Source organism: Luteimonas sp. TWI662 (assembly GCF_039673825.1).
Taxonomy (GTDB): Bacteria; Pseudomonadota; Gammaproteobacteria; order Xanthomonadales; family Xanthomonadaceae; genus Luteimonas.
The window spans coordinates 81,285-102,891 of record NZ_JBDJMI010000002.1 but is presented as its reverse complement, the minus strand read 5'-3'; the positions used below and the strand labels follow the sequence as shown (position 1 = coordinate 102,891).

15 protein-coding genes are annotated in these 21,607 nt (G+C 68.3%); 7 read left to right on the top strand and 8 right to left on the bottom strand.

Annotated elements, in window-relative coordinates; all coding sequences use genetic code 11:
• The first annotated feature begins 57 nt into the window (after nt 1-57).
• Nucleotides 58-2,916, top strand: a complete 2,859-nt coding sequence (locus tag ABE488_RS02930; RefSeq protein ID WP_346447082.1) for a TonB-dependent receptor — start codon at nt 58-60, stop codon at nt 2,914-2,916.
• 165 nt (nt 2,917-3,081) lie between these two features.
• Here the strand turns inward: ABE488_RS02930 and ABE488_RS02925 are convergent, their stop codons facing one another.
• A complete protein-coding gene (locus tag ABE488_RS02925) occupies nt 3,082-4,197 on the bottom strand; it encodes an HDOD domain-containing protein (protein ID WP_346447080.1) in 1,116 nt (371 codons plus the stop codon).
• 107 nt (nt 4,198-4,304) lie between these two features.
• Nucleotides 4,305-4,838, bottom strand: coding sequence for an inorganic diphosphatase (gene ppa, locus ABE488_RS02920; RefSeq protein ID WP_241945145.1), 534 nt, complete (start codon nt 4,836-4,838; stop codon nt 4,305-4,307).
• A gap of 188 nt (nt 4,839-5,026) precedes the next feature.
• On the opposite strand from ppa, the gene ABE488_RS02915 reads away from it, so the two are divergent.
• Entirely contained in the window at nt 5,027-6,592 is a 1,566-nt protein-coding gene (locus tag ABE488_RS02915; protein WP_346442714.1) for a M91 family zinc metallopeptidase, read from the top strand.
• A gap of 226 nt (nt 6,593-6,818) precedes the next feature.
• Nucleotides 6,819-7,361: a hypothetical protein gene (locus ABE488_RS02910; protein WP_346447078.1), complete on the top strand. Its 543-nt coding sequence runs from the start codon at nt 6,819-6,821 to the stop codon at nt 7,359-7,361.
• Between the two features lie 136 nt (nt 7,362-7,497).
• Here the strand turns inward: ABE488_RS02910 and ABE488_RS02905 are convergent, their stop codons facing one another.
• Nucleotides 7,498-9,549 (bottom strand): sodium-translocating pyrophosphatase, encoded by a 2,052-nt coding sequence (locus ABE488_RS02905; protein WP_346447076.1) that lies wholly within the window; start codon nt 9,547-9,549, stop codon nt 7,498-7,500.
• A 102-nt stretch (nt 9,550-9,651) separates the two neighbouring features.
• A complete protein-coding gene (locus tag ABE488_RS02900) occupies nt 9,652-10,479 on the bottom strand; it encodes an ATP-binding cassette domain-containing protein (RefSeq protein ID WP_346447074.1) in 828 nt (275 codons plus the stop codon).
• Nucleotides 10,480-10,597: 118 nt separating this feature from the next.
• On the opposite strand from ABE488_RS02900, the gene ABE488_RS02895 reads away from it, so the two are divergent.
• Both ABE488_RS02895 and ABE488_RS02890 read left to right on the top strand, forming a co-directional pair.
• Nucleotides 10,598-11,806, top strand: a complete 1,209-nt coding sequence (locus ABE488_RS02895; RefSeq protein ID WP_346447072.1) for a fatty acid desaturase — start codon at nt 10,598-10,600, stop codon at nt 11,804-11,806.
• Nucleotides 11,807-11,819: 13 nt separating this feature from the next.
• Entirely contained in the window at nt 11,820-12,179 is a 360-nt protein-coding gene (locus ABE488_RS02890; protein ID WP_346442723.1) for an EF-hand domain-containing protein, read from the top strand.
• A 329-nt stretch (nt 12,180-12,508) separates the two neighbouring features.
• Here ABE488_RS02890 and ABE488_RS02885 read toward each other — a convergent pair whose 3' ends face one another.
• Nucleotides 12,509-14,170 carry an MFS transporter gene (locus tag ABE488_RS02885; protein ID WP_346447070.1) on the bottom strand — a complete coding sequence of 554 codons (1,662 nt, stop codon included), beginning with the start codon at nt 14,168-14,170 and terminating at the stop codon, nt 12,509-12,511.
• A 129-nt stretch (nt 14,171-14,299) separates the two neighbouring features.
• Nucleotides 14,300-15,673 carry a DcaP family trimeric outer membrane transporter gene (locus tag ABE488_RS02880; protein WP_346447068.1) on the bottom strand — a complete coding sequence of 458 codons (1,374 nt, stop codon included), beginning with the start codon at nt 15,671-15,673 and terminating at the stop codon, nt 14,300-14,302.
• Between the two features lie 251 nt (nt 15,674-15,924).
• Here ABE488_RS02880 and acs point away from each other — a divergent pair, with 251 nt between their 5' ends.
• Nucleotides 15,925-17,883 (top strand): acetate--CoA ligase, encoded by a 1,959-nt coding sequence (gene acs / locus ABE488_RS02875; protein WP_346447066.1) that lies wholly within the window; start codon nt 15,925-15,927, stop codon nt 17,881-17,883.
• Between the two features lie 9 nt (nt 17,884-17,892).
• Nucleotides 17,893-18,558, top strand: coding sequence for a response regulator transcription factor (locus ABE488_RS02870; protein ID WP_346442729.1), 666 nt, complete (start codon nt 17,893-17,895; stop codon nt 18,556-18,558).
• Nucleotides 18,559-18,854: 296 nt separating this feature from the next.
• Here the strand turns inward: ABE488_RS02870 and ABE488_RS02865 are convergent, their stop codons facing one another.
• Both ABE488_RS02865 and ABE488_RS02860 read right to left on the bottom strand, forming a co-directional pair.
• Nucleotides 18,855-20,171 (bottom strand): amidohydrolase family protein, encoded by a 1,317-nt coding sequence (locus tag ABE488_RS02865; RefSeq protein WP_346447064.1) that lies wholly within the window; start codon nt 20,169-20,171, stop codon nt 18,855-18,857.
• Complete coding sequence (locus tag ABE488_RS02860) at nt 20,168-21,541, bottom strand: amidohydrolase (protein WP_346442733.1); 1,374 nt, start codon at nt 21,539-21,541, stop codon at nt 20,168-20,170. The genes ABE488_RS02865 and ABE488_RS02860 overlap by 4 nt, the downstream gene beginning before the upstream one ends.
• Nucleotides 21,542-21,607: the final 66 nt, after the last annotated feature.

Here is a 21,607-nt window from a genome sequence, read left to right as displayed (position 1 = left end):
CGTGCGATGGGCGTCTTAACGCGTCAGTAACACAACCACTCTGGAGAGAGAATTTTGATGAACCTTCGCACCTCCGCGATACGCAAGGGCCTGCTGCCCGCCGCGATCGTGTTCGCGCTCGCGCCCGTCGCTGCCAGCGCGCAGACCCAGACGCAGGGCACCACCGAACTCGACCGCATCCAGGTCACCGGTTCGCGTATTCGCAAGGTCGATGTCGAGAATGCGCAGCCGATCCAGACGATCTCGCGCACGGACATCGAGAATCAGGGCTTCCAGTCGGTTGGCGACATCCTGCAGAACATTGCATCCACCGGTAGCCCGTCGCTGAGTCGGTCCGATCCGCTGAGCTCGGGCGAGAGCCCCGGTGGTACGTTTGTCGACCTGCGCAACCTGGGACCTCAGCGGACCCTGGTCCTGGTCAATGGCCGCCGCCTCGGTGTGAACAACGACGGGCTGCAGGATCTGGCCACGATTCCGTCTTCGATGGTCGAGCGGATCGAGGTGCTCAAGGACGGCGCATCGTCTCTGTACGGCTCCGACGCAGTCGCAGGCGTGATCAACGTCATCACCCGTCGCAATTTCGACGGTGCCGAAGCCAACGCCTACTACGGCCAGTACGGTCAGGGTGACGGTGCGATCCAGTCGTTCGACTTCACCATCGGCTCGCAGGGCGAGCGCAGCTCGATCGTGTTCGGCGCGCAGTACGACAAGGAAGAGCCGGTCTTTGCGAAGGACCGTGAGTTCTCGCGCTTCTCGTATCCGGGGCAGAGCGAAGACAACAACTACACGCCGGTCGGTGCGATCGGCAACATCCGCAACCCGAACCAGCCAAACGCTAGGGCGGCTGATGCGTGGCTTGTCCTGCGCGACGGCGGCGATCCGACCAACCTTGCCGATTATCGCCCGCAGGTCAATCCGAGCCCGGGCGTCATCGGTGACTCGAGCAATGCCGCCGAGCAGATGATGGTCAAGACCGGCATGGAGCGCACGTCGATCTTCACCAGTGCCGATTTCGATTTCACGGACAATCTGCGTCTGAAGACGGATGCGAGCTTCAATCGACGCGAGACCAGCGTCCAGGTCGCCGGTTACCCGCTGCAGAGCGGCGCCGTTGACGTGCAGACGCCGATGAGCCCGGATAGCTACTTCAATCCCACCGGCGAAACGTTGAACTTCCGCCGCCGTGGCTGGGAAGTGCCGCGCACCACCGATCGCCGTCTCGATACCTACCGTTTCAGCGCCGCGCTCGAGGGTTCGTTCGAGGTGGGCGAGAAGTTCTTCGACTGGGATGCCGGCTATCTGTTCACCCGCGGCGACGCGACCATCCGGGGGCGGGGCGACTTCAACAAGCTCGCCGTTCGCCAGGCTGTCGGCCCGTCGTTCCTGAACGGTAATGGCGTCGTCCAGTGCGGCACGCCCGACGCACCGATCGCGCTTGCCGACTGCACCCCCTGGAGCCCGGTGCTCAGTGAGGGGCCGAACTCGCTGGCCAACCCGGACATCCAGCGTCGCTTTTTCCTGATGGAAAATGCGACGTCGGAGACGACGACTCATAACTACTTCGCCAATGTCAGCGGTTCCATCGTGACGCTGCCGGCGGGTGAACTTGGCTTCGCCGCTGGGCTGGAGAACCGTCGCGTCAAGGGACGCTACTCGCCGGATGCCTTCGCGCAGACGGGCAACTCAACCAACCTTGCTGCTCAGGAAACCTCCGGCGGCTACAGCGTCAACGAGGCGTACCTTGAGCTCGACATCCCGCTGCTGGCAGACATGCCGGGTGCGCAGGAGCTCGCGCTGAACTTGGCCAGCCGTTACTCCGATTACGACGTGTTCGGTAACACGACCAACAGCAAGGCCAGCTTCCGTTGGCGTCCCATCGAGGATCTGCTGGTTCGCGGTACGTGGGCACAGGGTTTCCGTGCTCCGTCGGTCTCGGATCTCTACGGCGGCGTCGGCCAGACCTTCGACTACTATGTCGATCCTTGCGACACCGTTCGTGGCGTCGCGGCCAACAACCCGGATGTCTATGCGCGTTGCGCGGCCGACATCGCCAACTACGCGGGCTACCGTCAGCTCGGCCAAGGCGGTTCCATCGCTTATGGCGGCCAGACCGGAACGCCGTTCCTGAGTGGCTCCAACCCGAATCTGACACCGGAAGAGTCAGTGAGCCGCTCGCTTGGCTTGGTGTACAGCCCGCAGTACGTCAGTGGCCTTGGCATGTCGCTGGACTGGTGGAAGACCCGCATCGACAACGTCGTGACCTCGTTCACTGCGTCAGGCATCCTGTCGGACTGCTATGTCTACGATATCCAGTCGCAGTGTCAGTACTTCACGCGTGGCGAGAACGGCGTTGTCGACAATCTGACCCGTATCGGCCGCAACGCCGGCTACTGGGAAATCGAGGGTTACGACTTCGACGTCAATTATCGGATGCCGGAGACCAGCGTCGGTACCTTCGGCGTCAACTGGTCGACGACGTACTACAGCAACTTCGAGATCAAGGCAGACAGCACCGATAACACCACGCCCCAGCCGCGGGTCGGGTTCGGAGGCAACTTCCGCATCCGATCTGTTGCTTCGCTGAACTGGGATATGGGTGATTTCGGTGCCAGTTGGACGGCGCGCTACTTCTCGAGCATTAAGGAGCAGTGCTACTTCGAGGACACGTGTAACCTGCCCGACTACATCGATCAGGACGACAACGCGATTCCGCAGAACAAGACCGGCTCGGTGACGTTCAACGACGTCCAGGTTCGCTGGAATGCGCCGTGGAACGCCACCGTCTCGATTGGCGTGAACAACGTGTTCGACAAGGTCGGTCCGCTGGTCTACACGCAGCCGACCACTGGCTTCTCCTACCAGGCCGCTTTCGACATCGGTCGTTTCACCTACATGAAGTACCAGCAGCGCTTCTGATCGATCGAAGCAACGCACGTGACAAGACTACGGCCCCGAAAGGGGCCGTAGTTCTTTGCAGCGGAGGCGTTGGTCGTGTGGCTCGCCATCCACGCGGTAGGCGGGGCAGGGGTGGCATGAAAGCGAGGCGCCCTGACGCACCGCGGGTCGCCCCAAGGCGATGCATCAGTGCGCGGCGGATGCCTGGGCGGCGCTGAGCGCCCATGCGCGCCAATCCTCGAGCCGCTCCAGCACGCCGACGCGTGCCAGATAGTCCTCCCGCAGCGGTAGGTCGCCCGCGAGTGATGTGGCGACGTGCACAGCCCCGGCGATCCAGAAACCGCGTGTGCCGGCGCGGGCGGGATCGCGCTGGAACGCGACGGCCTCGATGATCGGCATCGGCAGGCCCCACAGGCCCAGCAGGTAGGCGCCGGCCTCGATGTGGCCGGGGGCATCGGATCGGGGGTCGTCGCCTGTCGCCACCACCTCCGAGTGGGGATCGCGGACGCCGGGCAGCAGCAGGCCGATGTCGGCCAGCAGGGCGGCGGTCGCGCCGAGTTCGGCGCTGGAATCGGGCAGTAGCCGGCGCGCGAGCTGTGAGGCGTGCAGGGCGCGCTGCTGCAGCGCGTGGCGGTCGACGTCGATCCGGCCGGGCTGGGCGAAGACCTCGCTGGCGAGCACCAGGTCGCGCATTGTCGACAGCCCCAGGCGGGTCACCGCGGTCCGCAGGTCGGCGATCGTCCGGCCGGCCGCGTAGTAGGCCGAGTTGCACAACTGCAACACCTTGGCGGCGATCGCCGGATCGCGGCCGATCAGCCGGGCGATGTCGGCCGCGCCGGTGGCGTCTTCCGCCTCCAGCGCATGGGTCAGTGCCAGATAGGTCTGCGGCGGCGGCGGCAGCCGTTCGATGCGGCCGATGCACGTGCGCAGGGCCGGGTCGTCGAGCAGGTCGCGCAGTTCCTGGAGGCTGCCGATGGCCTCGAGCAACTGCGCGTCGTCGACCGGAAGCGGCAGGAAGCGGTGGGCGAGCGAGAGCACACGTGCCGGCGGCTGGGCGCCGATCAGCGCGATGCGCGAGGTCTCGGGTCGCAGCGTCCGGATCTGGCCGAGCAGCATGGCCGCGGACATGTCCGCCAGCGTGGGCGCCACGACGACGACATCCTGCGGCGACTCGGCGGCCAAGGCCATTGCAGCGCCGCCGTCTTCGACATGCGTGATGTCCCAGCGCGCGTCCATGCCGCTGACCAGTTCGAGCAAACCGGCGGGCAGGCCGTCGCTGCCTCCCACGAACAGAATGCGCACCTGTGCCTCTCCCCCTGCGGGACGCCACGCGGGCGCAGCGTCGATGCGCCCAGCGCCTTGCGAGCGCGCCGGGCGGGCTCCGGCGCGCTCACCACGCCGGATGCGGATCAACCAGCCTGCTTGTAGGCCTCGATCGCGTCGACCAGGATCTGCTTGGCCTCGGCGGCGTCGCCCCAGCCTTCGACCTTGACCCACTTGCCCTTCTCGAGATCCTTGTAGTGCTCGAAGAAGTGGCCGATACGCTCGAGCCAGTGCGTGGACACCTTGTCGAGATCGTCAACGTGGGCATAGCCGGCGAAGATCTTCTCGACCGGCACGGCGAGGATCTTCTCGTCGCTGCCGGCTTCGTCGCTCATCTTCAGCACGCCGACCGGACGGCAACGGATCACCGAACCGGGCACCAGTGGCAGCGGGAGCACGACGAGCACATCGGCCGGGTCGCCATCGCCGCAGACCGTCGAGGGCACGTAGCCGTAGTTGCACGGATAGCGCATCGGCGTGGACAGGATGCGGTCGACGAAGATCGCGCCGCTCTCCTTGTCGACCTCGTACTTGACCGGCTCGGCGTCTTTGGGGATCTCGATGATGACGTTGATTTCGTGCGGCGGGTTCTTGCCGGTGGAGACGGAATCCAGGCCCATGCTGCTGCGGTTCCAGTGCGGAAAGTGGGCCGTCATTCTACGCGCAAGGCATGTTGCGGCGCAGCGAGGGCTATTGGTCCGTTTCGCCTGAAACCGTTTCAAGCGGGTTTGGCCTGGGGTACGCCCCAGTACGGGCGCCCCATACGCTGGCGTACATATGGACGCCACCTTTCTCGCGCAGGCCTGCCATGACCACGCTCGATTCGCTGTCGCCCACGTCTGTTTCGTCCGCAAGCACCCAGGGGTACTGGGACAACCCGCTCGATCCCAACCCGCATCGCCACGATGGCCCGGCCGACGGCATCGATCTCAACCAGCCGATCAAGGGCCTGGAGGACGACGGCCCGCAGGTGACCGTGCGCCAGGGGCTGCAGCGTGCGGCCGAGGGCACGGTCGAGATCGACGGCACGGCCAGCAATCCGAGCCAGCGCACCACCGGCAGTACCCCGGACGGCAAGCCGATCCAGATCGATCCGCTGCACAAGGACGGGCAGGTGGAGATCGCGCGCGAACGCACCGTGGCCCAGGGCTATGTGAGCCGCGACCAAGTCGTGTTCACCACCGGCAGCGGCGACGACGATGTCGGCGTCAGCCAGCGCGACGACGGCACGCTCGATGTCACCGTCAATGACGAAAGCTACGAGGTACGGTTGGGCGAGGGCCAAGAGCTGACGCTGCGCACCGGCGAGGGCAACGACACGATCAAGGTCGCCCCGAATGTCGACGTCAACATCGTTGTCGATGCCGGTCAGGGCGACAACGACGTGCTCGTCGAGGGCAACGGCGACAATCGCATCAGCAGCGGCGACGGCGACGACCTGATCCGCGTGACTGGCAGCGGCCGCAACGACATCCACACCACCGGCGGCAGCAACGAGATCCACGGCGGTAGCGGCGTGAACGTGATCTACGGCGGCGACGGCAGCGACACCATCCACGCCGGTACGGGCACCAACTACATCGAAGGTGGCCGCGGCGACGATGTCATCCATGGCGGCGGCGAGTTCGACATCATCTCGGCCGGACGCGGCGACGACACCATCCACGTCGGTGAGGGCCGCACCACGGTGTATGCCGGCGACGGCCAGGACACCATCGAGGGCGCCCACGCGCAGACGACGGTGTACGCGGAGGTCTCGGACCTGGTCAACGCGGCGACCGGCGCCAAGCCGACCGTGGTCAATGTCGAGATCGACAACAGCGCCGGCGACCGCGGCATCGCAGTGAAGGGCTCGGATGCCTTCGTGCAGCGCATGCAGTCGGAACTGGATTTCCTGCGCGCCTCGCCCAACGGTCAGCAGATGCTCGCCGAGTTCGACAAGGCGGCCGAGACCAAGGGCAACAGCGTGACCATCCAGGAACTGTCCAATGAGGACAACGGCTACGCCCAGACCTTCAGCAACGATGCCGACATCGTCAATGGGCGCCCGGGCGCGGGCGGCGATGTGACGATCAGCTACAACCCGTCCTTCCACATGGATGCCTTCCCGGCGCCGTCGGTGGTCCTCTACCACGAAATGTCGCATGCCTATAACGGCGTCAACGGCACCTTCCTGCCGGGCACCTACCGCGGCGAAGGCCCCGACAGCGGTCAGGTGCCCAATGCCGAACGGCAGGCCGTGGGCCTGGAGACCAGCGCCCAGCCTTACGACTTCGATGGCACCGGCCCGATCACCCACAACCCGATCCACTTGACCGAGAACGGTATCCGCCGCGAACTGGGCCTGCCGGATCGGCCGAGCTACGCGCTTTGATCGACTGCGCTGCGGCGCGGTGAGTGCGACACGGAAGGCGGCGCTTGCGCCGCCTTTCGCGTGATGTCGACTGCGCCGCGGATGCGGGGCGTGCGCGCGGCGCTCACGGCGCTCGCCGCATTCTGGCCGTCGCCGGCGCGTCGTCCGCAGCGCCGTCACCGCGATTCTGCTGGTGCAGTTGTTCGCGCTGTGTCCCGCCGTTGCTTCCCGAGAAACGAGGTTCTCCATGACGCCGACCGATACTGCCCGCGCCCATGTCGACGCCGACGGCGTCGCGCTCGAAGCGGTGTTCGCCGTGACGACGCGCGGTGCGCTCGAGGTCCGCTATCGGCTGCGCAATGTCGGCAGCGTCGCGCTCGCCGTGTTCGACCGGGGCGACCGCCATGCGGTGCTGACCGGGCGCCAGACGCAGGGCGCAACCGGCATGCCTTATCTGCGCGACGAAGGCGAGGGTCGGGTTACGCTCTCGCACGTCGCGCAGGCGCTGCCCACGCCGGCACCGACGGTGCCGCCCACGCCGCTGGCACGTCGTGTCGAGCCGGGCGGTGAACGGGTCGGCGAGTTCGCGTTCTCGCAGTGGCTGGGCGATGCGCCGGCCGCGGTGCGCTGGTGTCTCGGCGTCGCCCCGGCCGACGCCGCGCGGTTGCTCGCGCCCGAGCCGGGCGAGGACGGTGAGGTCTGGCGGGCCGATTTCGCGTTCGCCGATGTCCAGCGCCTACTGTGCACCCCATGGTTCGATCTCGCCCAGGGCGTGTTCCTGCGCGACTGACTGCGGCCGAGGTCGGTTGCACGCGCGAAACGCCGCGATAGGCGCTGCGCCCGATTCCCTGCAGCGACAGCGCCGTCCCATCGGCGCCGTGCCCGAGATCCGGCGCCCGTGACGACGCGTCGATGCCGCCGCCGGCCTAAAGCAGCGGAACGAGCAGCAGCGCGACGATGTTGATGATCTTGATGAGCGGATTGATCGCCGGGCCGGCCGTGTCCTTGTACGGATCGCCGACGGTGTCGCCGGTGACCGCGGCCTTGTGCGCCTCGCTGCCCTTGCCGCCGAAGTGGCCATCTTCGATGTACTTCTTGGCGTTGTCCCAAGCGCCGCCGCCGGTGGTCATCGAGATCGCGACGAACAACCCCGTGACGATCGTGCCGATCAGCAGGCCACCGAGCGCGCGGATCCCCGCACCGGGGCCCATCAGCACATTCATTCCCAGTGCCACGACGACGGGCACCAGCACCGGCAGCAGGGACGGGATGATCATCTCCTTGATCGCCGAACGGGTGAGCATGTCGACCGCGCGGTCGTACTGCGGCTTGCCGGTGCCGGCCATGATGCCGGGGATCTCGCGGAACTGGCGGCGCACTTCCTCGACGACCGCGCCCGCCGCGCGGCCGACCGCCTCCATCGCCATCGCGCCGAACAGATAGGGGATCAGACCACCGATGAACAGGCCGATGATCACCGCCGGATCGGCGAGGTCGAAGCGGAATTCGACCCCCGGATACCTTGCTTCCAGGTTGTGGGTGAAATCGGCGAACAGCACCAGCGCCGCCAGCGCCGCCGAACCGATCGCGTAGCCCTTGGTCACGGCCTTGGTGGTGTTGCCGACCGCATCGAGAGGATCGGTGATTTCGCGTACCTCCGGCGGCAGTTCGGCCATCTCGGCGATGCCGCCGGCGTTGTCGGTGATCGGCCCGTAGGCGTCGAGCGCGACGATCATGCCGGCCATCGACAGCATCGCGGTCGCCGCGATCGCGATGCCGTAGAGCCCGGCGAACGAGAAGCAGGCCCAGATCGCGAAGCACACCGCGACCACCGGCAGCGCGGTCGACTTCATCGACACCCCGAGCCCGGCGATGATGTTGGTGCCGTGCCCGGTCGTCGACGCCTGCGCGATGTGCTGGACCGGTCCATACTGGGTGCCGGTGTAGTACTCGGTGATCCAGACGATCGCGCCGGTGAGCAGCAGCCCGATCAACGCGCACCAGTAGAGATTGCCTGCGCCGTGGGCGTTGCCGGCCATCAACTGCGTGGTGATCGGCCAGAACAGCACCGCGGCGATCACACCCGAGACGATCACGCCCTTGTACAGCGCGCCCATGATCGAGCCGCCCGGCCGCACGCGCACGAAGAACGTGCCGACGATCGAGGCCAGGATCGAGGCGCCGCCCAGCACCAGCGGATAGAGCACGCCGTTGGCGCCGACCTGGCCGGCCATCAGATGACCCAGCAGCATTGTCGCGATCACCGTGACCGCGTAGGTTTCGAACAGGTCGGCGGCCATGCCGGCGCAGTCGCCGACGTTGTCGCCGACGTTGTCGGCGATCACCGCCGGGTTGCGCGGGTCGTCCTCCGGGATGCCGGCCTCGACCTTGCCGACCAGGTCGGCACCGACGTCGGCGCCCTTGGTGAAGATGCCGCCGCCCAGGCGCGCGAAGATCGAGATCAACGAACTGCCGAAGGCCAGGCCGACCAGTGCGTGCAGTGCGGGCTCGCCGGCAATGCCGAAGTGCGGCAGCAGCATCCAGTAGCCGGCCACGCCCAACAGGCCCAGGCCGACCACCAGCATGCCGGTGATCGCGCCACCGCGGAACGCGACGTCCATGGCCGGGCCGATGCCGCGCCGGGCGGCCTCGGCGGTGCGCACGTTGGCACGGACCGAGACATTCATGCCGATATAGCCCGCCGCCCCCGAAAGCACGGCGCCCAGCAGGAAGCCCAGGCCGGTCGACCAGCCCAGGAACAGGCCGATCAGCACGAACAGCACCGCGCCGGCGATCGAGATGGTCAGGTACTGACGGTTGAGGTAGGCGCGCGCGCCTTCCTGGATCGCGCCGGCGATCTGTTGCATGCGTTCGTTGCCGGCCGGTTGCCGGTTGATCCAGCCGGCCGAGACCACGCCGTAAAGAATCGCAATGGCCGCGCAGACCAGCGCCAGCCACAGACCGTATTGCTCGAGCATGGACCCCCTCCCGAAAGTGGTGATGCCAAACAGAACAGCGGTGATGCGGGCCGACTATCGCACAGCGCGAGCGCCACGGCATGCGGCGGCGCCGCGAGGGGCTCAACGGTTCGGGGCGACCTGCAACGTCGGCGCGCCGGTGGCATCGCAGCCCAGCCGAAGCGATGCGCCGAATGTCTGCGACAGCCAGGCCTCGGTCAGCATCGCCTCACGCGGTCCCTCGGCCAGGATCCGCCCGTCGCGCAGCAGCACCACATGCCCGATCTCGGGCAGCAGTTCCTCGGCGTGGTGGGTCACCAGGACCAGCGTGGTGCCGCTGCGCGCCAGCGTGCGCAGGCGGTCGAGCAACTGCACGCGGGCGACGACATCGAGTCCGGTCGAGGGCTCGTCGAGCAGCAACGCCTCGGGCCGATGGACCAGCGCACGGGCGATGAGGACCCGGCGCGCCTCGCCGGCCGACAGGGTGGCGTAGCGGCGTCCGGCCAGGTGCGTGGCGGCCATCGCGGTCAGCGCGTCGCGCGCTGCGCTCCGCAAGGCGGCATCGACGCGCGCGGGCGCAACAGACGCGATGCTGCCGTGCGCCGCCGCGACGACGGCGTCCTCCACCCGCAGCGACGGGAGGGACAGCAGGTCCTGGTGGATGCGACCGGTCACGATGCCCAGGCGCGCGCGCAGTTGCGTCACATCGCCCAGCCGGGCGCCGAACACGCGCACCGGCGGCGTGCCGTCGGCATGGGCCAGCGGGTGCAGTTCACGCGTGAGCAATTGCACCAACGTGGACTTGCCGCAGCCGTTGGCACCGAGGATCGCGGTGTGCCGCCCGGCCGGGATCTGCAGCCGCAGTCCGTGCAGCACCGTGCGGCCGTCGCGGACCACGGTCGCGTCGTGCAGCTCGAGCAGCGGCGGTGTCGGGTCGTCTGGCGTGTTCATGTCGCGCGCAGTGTGACAGGCCTGAACGCCAAGGCTCACCATACGGCCGGGCAGGGATGGCAATCGTCGCAGGCCCGTCCCATCATGGGACGTACACCCGAACCCGTTGCCCGTCGCCATGTCCGTCTCGTTGTTCGACTTGTTGTCCGGTGGCCTGCTGCAGTGGGGGTGGGGCGCGATGCTGCTGTACCTGCTGGCCGCCACCCAGCTCACGATCTTCGCCGTGACGCTGTACCTGCACCGCAGCCAGGCGCATCGCGGCGTGGATTTCCATCCTGCGATCGCGCACGTGTTCCGGTTCTGGACCTGGTTGACGACGTCGATGATCACGCGCGAATGGGTCGCGATCCATCGCAAGCACCACGCCAAGTGCGAGACCGAGGACGATCCCCACAGCCCGATGCACAAAGGCATCGGCAACGTGTTCTGGCGCGGCGTGGAACTGTATCGCGAGGCCCGCGCGCAACGCGCCGACATCGAGCAGTACGGCAAGGGCACGCCCGACGACTGGATCGAGCGCCGCCTCTACACCCCGCACGCGAATCTCGGCCCGACGGTCCTGTTGCTGGCGAGCTTCGTGCTGTTCGGCTTCAAGGGCGTCGCGGTCTGGGCGATCCAGATGGCGTGGATTCCGTTCTGGGCCGCCGGTGTCGTCAACGGCCTGGGCCACTGGTGGGGCTACCGCAACTTCGAAACCACCGACACCGCGACCAACCTGACGCCCTGGGGCGTATGGATCGGCGGCGAAGAACTGCACAACAACCACCATGCATTCCCGAGCTCGGCGAAGTTCGCGCTGCGCCGCTGGGAGTTCGACATCGGCTGGGCGGTGATCAAGACACTGGAGACGCTGCGGTTGGCGCGTGTGCTGCGCGTCGCGCCATCGCTCGACGTGCGCCCGAACATCCACGCGCCTGACACCGACACGCTCAAGGCGCTGCTCGCTCACCGCTTCCAGGCGATGACCGACTACCAGCGCAACGTGCTGGGTCCGGCGCTGCGCGAAGAGGCGCAGGCGGCCGGCGCCAAGTTGCGCGCGTTGCTGCCGCGCAAGCTGCGCCGGGGCCTGGTCGACGATGGCCGCTGGCTCGCGCCCGATGCGCGCGCGCAGTTGCAGGCCTGGGTCGCGCAACGGCCGCGCATCCGGACCCTGGTCGAGCACCGTGCGCGCCTGGCGGCATTGCTGGAGGCGCGTACGCACAACGCCGGCGAGGCGCTGCAGCACCTGCAGGCCTGGTGTCGCGAAGCGGAGGCCAGCGGCATCCGCGCGCTGCAGGACTACGCAGCCCGGCTCAAGGGCTACTCGCTGCAGAGCGCGCGCGCCTGAGCCGGCCGCTCGCATGATGCGTCCAGCTGGATCGCGTACCGCGCAGCGGGCGATCGCGCTGGTCTGCGCCGTCTTCGCGACGGGCGCAGGCGCCCAGGTGGCGCGCACCACCGACTACCTGGAGCGGATGGACACCGACGGCGATGGCCGCGTGTCGCTCGCTGAGTATCAGGCGTGGATGGGCTACGCCTTCGATCGCCTGGATCGCAACGGCGATGGCGTGCTGTCGGTCGACGAGTTGCCAGGCGGGCAAGGCCGTCCGATCACCCGGGCCGAGCACCTGGCGCGCCTGGCCGCGACGTTCAACCGCCAGGATCGCAATCGCGACGGTTATCTCGACGCCCGGGAGCTGGCGGCGCCGCCGCAGCGCTGACGGCGAGCGTCATCCGGGCACGCGCCTGGCGGAACCCGGCGGCGCAGTCGCAGGGCCGCGCCGGGGGTTCACCGCGCGCCGCCGCTGCGACTTCGAGAAGCAGACAGCGGATTCTCGCCTGTGGTGTCGGTCTGCGCGCGCGCCCCAAACGCGCTCCGTACAGCGACGGATGTCGAGCACGGGCGGTGGGCTTGCCGACCGGGAGGAATGCGTGGCAGGCGACGCATTCGCCCTCCGGACCTCGGGCGGCTGACATCCTGAACGACGAACGCCGGCCCTAGGGCCGGCGTCCGGGTCTTGCGTGCGGGTCTTGATGCCCGCCGAGGGCGCTACTTGGTGATGTCGACGTTGCGCGTCTCGCGCAGGAAGAACGTCCCGATCACCAGGGTCATGATCGCGATACCGATCGGGTACCACAGGCCGTAGTAGATGTTGCCCGTGCCGGCCACCAGCGCGAACGAGATCGCGGGCAGGAAGCCGCCGAACCAGCCGTTGCCGATGTGGTAGGGCAGCGACATCGAGGTGTAACGGATCCGGGTGGGGAACAGCTCGACCAGGTAGGCGGCGATCGGGCCGTAGACCATCGTCACGTACAGCACCAGGATCCACAGCAGCAGGATCGTCATCGGTACGTTGATGCGGTCGGTGGCCGCCTTCTCCGGATAGCCGGCCTGGGTGAGCGCGGCCTTCAACGCGCCGCCGAATTCGCCCTGCTGCGCCTTGAGCGCGTCGCCCGCCAGGCCCTCGGCCTCGTAGGAGGGGACGACGGTCTGGCCGACATGCACCTGCGCCAGCGTGCCCACTGGGGCCGGATCGACGCTGTAGGGCACGCCGGCGCGGGTGAGCGCCGCGGTCGCGACATCGCACGAACTGGTGAACTTGCGGATGCCCACCGGATCGAACTGGAAGCTGCAGGTCTTGGGGTTGGCGACCACGACGGCCGGCGAGTTGGTGCTGGCTTCCTCGATCGCCGGGTTGGCGTAGTGGGTGATGCCCTTGAAGATCGGGATGTAGGTGACCGCGGCGATCAGGCAGCCGGCCATGATGATCTTCTTGCGGCCGATCCGGTCCGACAGCCAGCCGAAGAACAGGAAGAACGGCGTGCCCAGCAGCAATGCCGCCGCGATCAGCAGGTAGGACACCGTGAGGTCCACCTTGAGCATGCTCTGCAGGTAGAACAGCGCATAGAACTGGCCGGCATACCAGACCACGGCCTGGCCGGCGGTCGCACCGAAGAGCACCAGCAGCATCAGCTTCAGGTTGCCGCCCTTGAGCGAATCGCGGAACGGCATCTTCGAGCCCTTGCCCTGCGCCTTCATCTCCTGGAACAGCGGCGATTCCGACAGCTGCAGCCGGATCCACACCGAGATGCCCAGCAGTACGATCGAGCCCAGGAACGGGATGCGCCAGCCCCAGTCCTCGAATGCTTCGACGCCGAGAATCCAGCGACAACCCAGGATCACCGCCAGTGACAGGAACAGGCCCAGCGTCGCGGTAGTCTGGATGAAGCTGGTGTACAGCCCCCGCTTGCCGGCGGGCGCGTGCTCGGCGACGTAGGTCGCCGCGCCGCCGTACTCACCGCCCATCGCCAGACCCTGAGCCAGGCGCAGCACGATCAGGATCACCGGCGCGGCGACGCCGATCGAGGCGTAACTGGGCAGCACGCCGACCAGGAACGTGGAGATGCCCATGATCAGAATCGTGACCAGGAACGTGTACTTGCGCCCGATGCGATCGCCGAGGCTGCCGAAGAACGCCGCGCCGAACGGCCGGACGAAGAAGCCCGCGGCAAACGCCAGCAGCGTGAAGATCATGCCGGTGGTTTCGTTGACGCCGCTGAAGAACTGCCGCGAGATGATGATCGCGAGCGAACCATACAGATAGAAGTCGTACCACTCGAAGACGGTGCCGAGGCTGGATGCGAAGATGACCTTCTTGTGGCCCTTCGTCAGCGGGCCCGTAGGCGCTGCGTTGGCGGTCGTGCTGGACATGGGAAGCTTCCCCTTTCGAAGCGTGCGTGGGATGGACGGCCCGGCGGGATGCCGATGGTCCGGTCGTGCGTGCGGCAGGCGCGCGAGCGCGTTTCGGCGTGGTCGATGGGGCGACCGCGCCGGGGTGGATCAGAACGAGTAGCGGGCCATCGTGTGCAGGCGCATCAGTTCGCCATCCGCGCCCGATTCGAGGGTGCGTTCGCCCCAGATCGCCTCGACGCCGAAGTCGAGCTTGGGCACCGGCGACCAGATCACGTTGGCATGCACCGAATGCACCTTGCGGGTCACGCCCAGGCCGGTCCAGGCGGTGTTGTTGTCCCATTGCGAGCGTGCGTAGAACAGGTTGCCGCGCACCGCCGGGCTGAACACCTGGCGCACGCCGAAGTAACCGGCCCAGCCGCCGAGCGCATCGAGGTTGCCGGCCGCATCGACCATCGCGTCCTGCTGGATCGTCGCCAGGCCGATGTAGCGGCCGATGCCTTCACCGCCGCTGACCTGATAGCGGATGTCGGTGTTCTCGCCCAGCTTGACCAGGCCGCTGACGGTCGCACCGAACCCGGTGTCGGTGCTGTCCAGGCCCGGCGCGGGCTCGTACTTGAGCTGACGCGCCATGCCGGCAAAGCTCACATGGCCCCAATCGGCCTTGTGGGTGTAGCGGGCGATCACATCGGGGATCGCGCTGTTGTCGCCTGCGATGATCCGCGCCGCGCCGCCATAAGGCTGCACCGTCGTCTCCGGGCTCTCGACCGACACCGTCCACGGGCCGCTGGTGTAGCGGACCTGCGGCTGGCGCACGAACACCACCGCATCGGTCGGGCCGACGAAGTCCACCGCGTCGATCAACGCGTTGGTGTCCATGAAGTTCGACCAGGTCTGGCCGACCAGCCAGTTGTTGTAGGTCAGGTAAGCGTGGCGCAGCGTGGCGCCGTAGGTGTTGGTCGCCGCCGAGTTACCGAGCGTGCCGCCGAAGAAGTCCATTTCCACGCGTGCGCCGAGCTTGTCGCCCGAGTCGAGCACGGTGCTGGCGTCGAACCACAGCCGCGAGAACTTCGCGTGCGCGTCCATGTAGGTGTCCGGACCTTCGCCGCCGACCGGGATCGCGCCGGGCACGTAGAAGTCGCGCCCGGCGGTGCCCTTGGCGATATCGCCGTCGGTGGTCTTGGTGGCCATGCCATCGATGCGGATCATGCCGCCGACGGTGAACTTGGTGCCCGGATTGGCCTGCGGGGTGATCGTGGTGGCCTGGATCGGCTGGCTGCCGGCCGGGGCCGCGGCGATGGCCGGCGCGGCCGCCTGCGCGGTGCGCACCTCCTGCACCTGCGCGGCGGTCTGTTGCTGTTGCCCGAGCAGTGCCTGCACCTGCGATTCAAGCTGCGCGATCCGCGCCTCGAGCTCGCGCTCCTTGGCGGTCTGCGCGAAGGCGGCGCCCGGCAGTGCGAGCGCGACGAGCACGGCGGCCGTGAGCAGGCGCGGCCTGGCCTGCGCGGCGATGGTCTGTGTCATGTCCCCTCCCGAGGGATGCGTGAGCCTGAACCTGGTCGAACCGGCGCCCGGTCCTTCGCGCAGACTGCACGGCGACGCGCCCCGCGCCCATTGGCCATTGGTCGAAGTGGAGCCGCCCGCCGATGCCCGGCACGCACCCCGGGCAGGTGAGCGGACGCACTGGGCCGGCGGGGCTAGACCAAGGTCCTAGCGTCGCGGGCCGGCAGATGCGGCACACTGGGAAGACGCGCAACAAGGGGAAGAGGTCCCGCATGTCCAGTTCCGCAGAACGTCATCCGGTCCCGGCCGGTTTCGCCGGTCCCGATACCATCACCCAGGACGACTACGCGCGCGACTACGCGCGCTCGGTCCAGGAGCCCGAGGCCTTCTGGGGCGAGATCGCCCAGCGACTGGACTGGTACCGGCCGCCGACCCGGATCCGCGACGTCAGCTATGACCTGGCCGACTTCCGCATCCGCTGGTTCGACGACGGCGAGCTCAACGTCAGCGTCAATTGCCTGGACCGTCATCTGGCGCGCAACGGCGACAAGACCGCCTTGATCTGGGAGCCCGATGGTCCCGACACCGAGGCGCGCCACATCAGCTATCGCGAACTGCACGCCCGCGTGTGCCGGCTGGCCAACGCGCTGCGCAACCTGGGCGTCGCCAAGGGCGAGCGGGTCACGATCTATCTGCCGATGATCGTCGAGGCGGCAGTGGCGATGCTCGCCTGCGCACGCATCGGCGCGGTGCACTCGGTGGTCTTTGGCGGCTTCTCGCCCAATTCGATCGCCGACCGCGTCGGCGACTGCGGCAGCAAACTGATCATCACCGCCGACGAGGGCATGCGCGGTGGCAAGCGCGTGCCGCTGAAGGCGAATGTCGACGCCGCGCTCAAGCTGCCCGGCGCGCAGAGCGTGGAAACGGTGCTCGTGGTGCGCCACACCGGCGGCGCGGTCGACATGCAGATGCCGCGCGACCGCTGGTACGACGCCGTCGTCGATGGGCAGCCCGACACCTGCGAGCCCGAGCGCATGAACGCGGAGGATCCGTTGTTCATCCTCTACACCTCCGGCTCGACCGGCAAGCCCAAGGGCGTGCTGCACACCACCGCCGGCTACCTGCTGTTCGCCAGCTACACGCACGCCTCGGTGTTCGACCTGCGCGACGACGACATCTACTGGTGCACCGCCGACGTGGGCTGGGTGACCGGCCACAGCTACATCGTCTATGGCCCGCTGGCGAACGCGGCGACCTCGCTGGTGTTCGAGGGCGTGCCGAACTACCCGAGCGTGTCGCGCTTCTGGGAAGTGATCGACAAGCACCAGGTCACGATCTTCTACACCGCGCCGACCGCGATCCGCGCGCTGATGCGCGAAGGCGAGGCGCCGGTCAAGAAGACCTCGCGCGCAAGCCTGCGCCTGCTCGGCAGTGTCGGCGAGCCGATCAATCCCGAGGCCTGGCGCTGGTACTCCGATGTGGTCGGCGACGGCCGTTGCCCGATCGTCGACACCTGGTGGCAGACCGAGACCGGCGGCATCCTGATCTCGCCGCTGCCCGGCGCGATCGAGGCCAAGCCCGGCTCTGCGACCAAGCCGTTCTTCGGCGTGCAGCCGGCGCTGGTCGATGCCAACGGCACGATCCTCGAAGGCGCAGCCGAGGGCAACCTCGTGATCACCGACTCGTGGCCGGGGCAGATGCGCAGCGTCTACGGCGACCACCAGCGCTTCATCGACACCTATTTCAAGGCCTACCCGGGCATGTACTTCACCGGCGACGGCTGCCGGCGCGACGAGGACGGCTACTACTGGATCACCGGCCGCGTCGACGACGTCATCAACGTTTCCGGGCATCGCATCGGCACCGCGGAGCTGGAAAGCGCGCTGGTGCTCCACCCCAAGGTCGCCGAGGCCGCGGTCGTCGGTTTCCCGCACGACATCAAGGGGCAGGGCATCTACGCCTACGTCACCCTCAAGGCCGGCGAAGAGTACACCGAGGCGCTGCGCAAGGAACTGGTTGCCCACGTGCGCCGAGAGATCGGGCCGACCGCGACCCCGGACCACATCCAGTGGGCGCCGGGATTGCCCAAGACCCGCTCGGGCAAGATCATGCGGCGCATCCTGCGCAAGATCGCCGAGAACGCCCCCGACCAGCTCGGCGACACCAGCACACTGGCCGACCCGTCGGTCGTCGATGCGCTGGTCAAGGAGCGGCACGTCCCCAACGCCTGACGCCGCCCGATGACGACCCTGCTGATCGCCGACGACCACCCGCTGTTCCGCGAGGCGCTGCGTGGGGCGATCGCGCGCGCCGTGCCCGATGCCCGCCTGCGCGAGGCGCACAACGTCGAGGCGCTGTATGCGATGGTCGAGGCCGAGCCCGACGCCGACCTGTTGATGCTCGACCTCAACATGCCCGGCGCCCAGGGGTTCAGCGCGCTGGTGCACCTGCGCGCGCAGTTCCCGCAACTGCCGGTGCTGATGGTGTCGGCGCGCGAGGAGCCGGCGGTGATGCGCCGGGCACTCGACCACGGCGCGGCCGGCTTCGTTCCGAAGTCGGCCGATGCCGAAACGCTGGCGCGCGCGGTCGCACAGGTGCTCGATGGCGACCGTTTCGTCCCCGAGGCTGCAGTCTCGGCGCCGGCGGTCTCGTCCGGCGAACACGACGTCGCCGCGCGGCTGCGCGACCTCACGCCGCAGCAGTTCCGCGTGCTGCAGATGCTCGGCGACGGCATGCTCAACAAGCAGATCGCCTACGAGCTGGGCGTCTCGGAGGCCACGGTCAAGGCGCATATGACGGCGGTGCTGCGCAAGCTCGGCGCCTCCAATCGCACCCAGGCGGTGCTGATCGCCGGCAAGCTCGCCGTCGACCCCGACATCGACGGCATCCCGCCCGACGCCCGATAAGCCGCGCGCCTGCTACCCCGTTCTCCGCTTGCGGGGAAGGCCCGCATCCGTGCAACAAGCCGAGGGGCTTGCAATCTCCTTCCCCCGCTTGCGGGGGAAGGCCGGCATCTGCGCAACAAGCCGCGGCGCTTGCAACCTCCTTCCCCCGCTTGCGGGGGAAGGCCGGGATGGGGGCAAACGATCCGATCGCGCGTTGATCGGTTTCCCAACAGACCGTGGTCCTTGGGCCGCAATCCGCCAAGGCGGAAGGTCTACCCCCCACGTCCCCTCCCGCATGTGCGGGAGGCGCAAGTGCCTCAGCGGTGCCGGTACGCCCGCGGCAGGCCGCCTTCGCTGGCCGGCGTCACCTGCGGCAGGTAGCGGTCGCGCAGTTCGGTCTGACGCGAGCGCATCTCGAGCGCGCGGCCGCCCAGCCACACCTGGTCGGCGGTGTAGGCGATATCCAGCGGATCGCCCGACCACAGCACCAGGTCGGCGGTGCGCCCGACCGCGATCGTACCGATCGCCGCGTCGACGCCGAAGGTCTCGGCCGGCACGCGCGTCAGCCCGGCCAGGCCTGCCTCCCACGGCAACCCGTGGGCGACCGCGTTGCCGGCGAGCTGGCGCAGCTTGCGGGCGTTGTGCGAGGCATCGCTGGCCTGCGCGAAGCCGACACGTACGCCGGCTGCATGGAGCCGCGCGGCGTTCTCGAGCGTGGCCCCGATCTGGTCGAAGTCCGATGGCAGGTTGACCAGCGGATCGACGAACACCGGCACGCCGGCGGCGGCGAGCTCGGGCGCCAGCTTCCAGGCCTCGGCACCGCCGCGGATCGCGATGCGCAGGCCGTGGCGCTTGCTCCAGCGCAGCAGTTGGCGGATGTCGGAGGCGCGGTTGACGCCGACGACGATCGTGCCCTGGCCATCGAGGTAACGCGTCAGTGCGCGTTTGCCGGCCGGGGTCAGCGACGCGACGTGCGAATCGGCCGGCAACCGGCCACGGGCCTCGTCGATCAACTGGTCGAGCAGCATCCACTGCGCCGCGCGCGATTGCCCGCTCTGCTCGGCGCCGGTGCTGCCCAGCGCCAGGTACAGCACCTTCGGACCGGCGGGATCGATGCTGCCGTCCAGGCGCATCGCTGCGCCCTGTCCGCCGACGATCGCGTTGGCATTGCCGGCCGACAGCAGCGTGAAGCCGATGCCTTCCACGCGCGCGACTGGGATCACGATCGAGTCGGGATTGAACGCCAGCGTGACGTCGAACTCCGGCCGCACGACCATGTCCTCGGCGCTGCCGAGCGACAGGCGGTCGTCGCGCGTGCCACGCTCGCCCGAGACCTCCTCGATGCCGATCCCGGTCACGCCGCCGAACAGGGTCGGCGTCAGCGGACGACCGCCGGCCTCGACGACCGGCACGCCGGCCGCAGACAGCCCGGGGCCGACCGCGGCGATGCGGCCGCCGCGCACCAGTACGTCGGCTTCGCGCAGCGTGCCTTGGGCACCGGCGGTGTGGACCGTCGCGCCGCGGATCAGCACGTCCTGCGCGGCGACCGGCAGCGTGGCGGCGACCAGCGCGCCCACGCACAGCAGGCGCGCGATTGCGCGCGAGGCGCGCCGGGTCGAGACCGCGCGGCTCATCGGGCACCTCCAGTGGCGGCTGCGCCCTGGCCGAGCATGAAGTCCGTCACCGGCTGGCGCGTCGGGTCGAACCGGTCGTACACGTGCGCGCCGTCGATCCATACCTGCTCGGCGAGTGCATAGACGCTGAAGGGGTTGCCGTTCCACAGCACCACGTCGCCCATCTTGCCCGGCGCCAGCGTGCCGGTACGCTCGAGCACGCCCAGCGAGCGCGCCGCGTTCTCGGTCAGCCAACGGATCGCATGTTCGGGCGCAATGTCGAGCCCGGCGCGCTGGGCGCTGGCCAGCACCTTCGCCGCCTCCTGGTTGAGGCGCTGGATGCCTTCGTCGGAATCCGAATGCACGATCGCGCAGCCTCCCGGCGCGCGGTCGACGATCGCGATGTTCTCCTGGATGCCGTCGAAGGCCTCCATCTTGAAGCCCCACCAATCGGCCCACAGCGCACCGCACACGCCCTCGGCGGCCAGCCGGTCGGCGATCTTGTAGGCCTCCACGCCGTGATGGAAGGCGGTGATATGGAAGTCGAACTCATGCGCCAGATCCAGCATCTGCGCCATCTCGTCAGCGCGGTAGCAGTGGATGTGCACCAGGATGTCGCCATCCATCGCACCGGCCAGTGTCTCGAGCTTGAGGTCGCGCTTGCCTGGCGAATTGCTGGCCTGCTTGTCGCGGTACTCGGCCGCATCGATCAGCGCGGCGCGGTAGCCGGCGACATTGCCCATGCGCGTGGCCGGGCCGCCCTTCTCGCCGTAGACGCGCTTTGGGTTCTCGCCGCAAGCCATCTTCAGTCCATAAGGCGCGCCAGGAAATTTCATGCCCTGCACCGTGGTCGCAGCGACGTTCTTGAGCGTGACGCCGCGCCCGCCGACGAGGTTCGCCGAGCCGGGCAGGATCTGCAGCGTGGTGATGCCGCCGGCCAGCGCGGCGCCGAAGCCCGGGTCCTGGGGCCACACCGAGTGTTCGGCCCAGACCTGCGCGGTGACCGGCGCGGTCATCTCGTTGCCGTCGCTGTGCGCACGCGCGCCGGGGCTGGGGTACACACCCAGATGCGAGTGCACGTCGATCAGGCCCGGCGTAACCCACTTGCCAGTGCCGTCGACGCGCTGCGCATCGACCGGGACTTCGAGCCCGCGGCCGATCGCGGCGATCCTGCCGTCGCGCAGCAGCACGTCGGCGCCGTCCAGGCGCTGGCCGTCGCCGATCAGCACCGTGGCGCCGCTGATCAGCACCGGCGCGGCGGCGATCGGTGCGTAGGTGCTGGGGTAGGGCGTTGACGCAGCGGCGGCGCGGGACGGCGCGCCGGATGAGGCAGTGGTGGCACAGCCGCCCAGCAGGACGGCCGCCAAGGCGGCGGACAACAGACGAGACATCGACAACTCCCCGAAGCGATGATGGAACAGCCGTCGCGCGCGCGCGACCCCGAAAAGCGTCGTCGA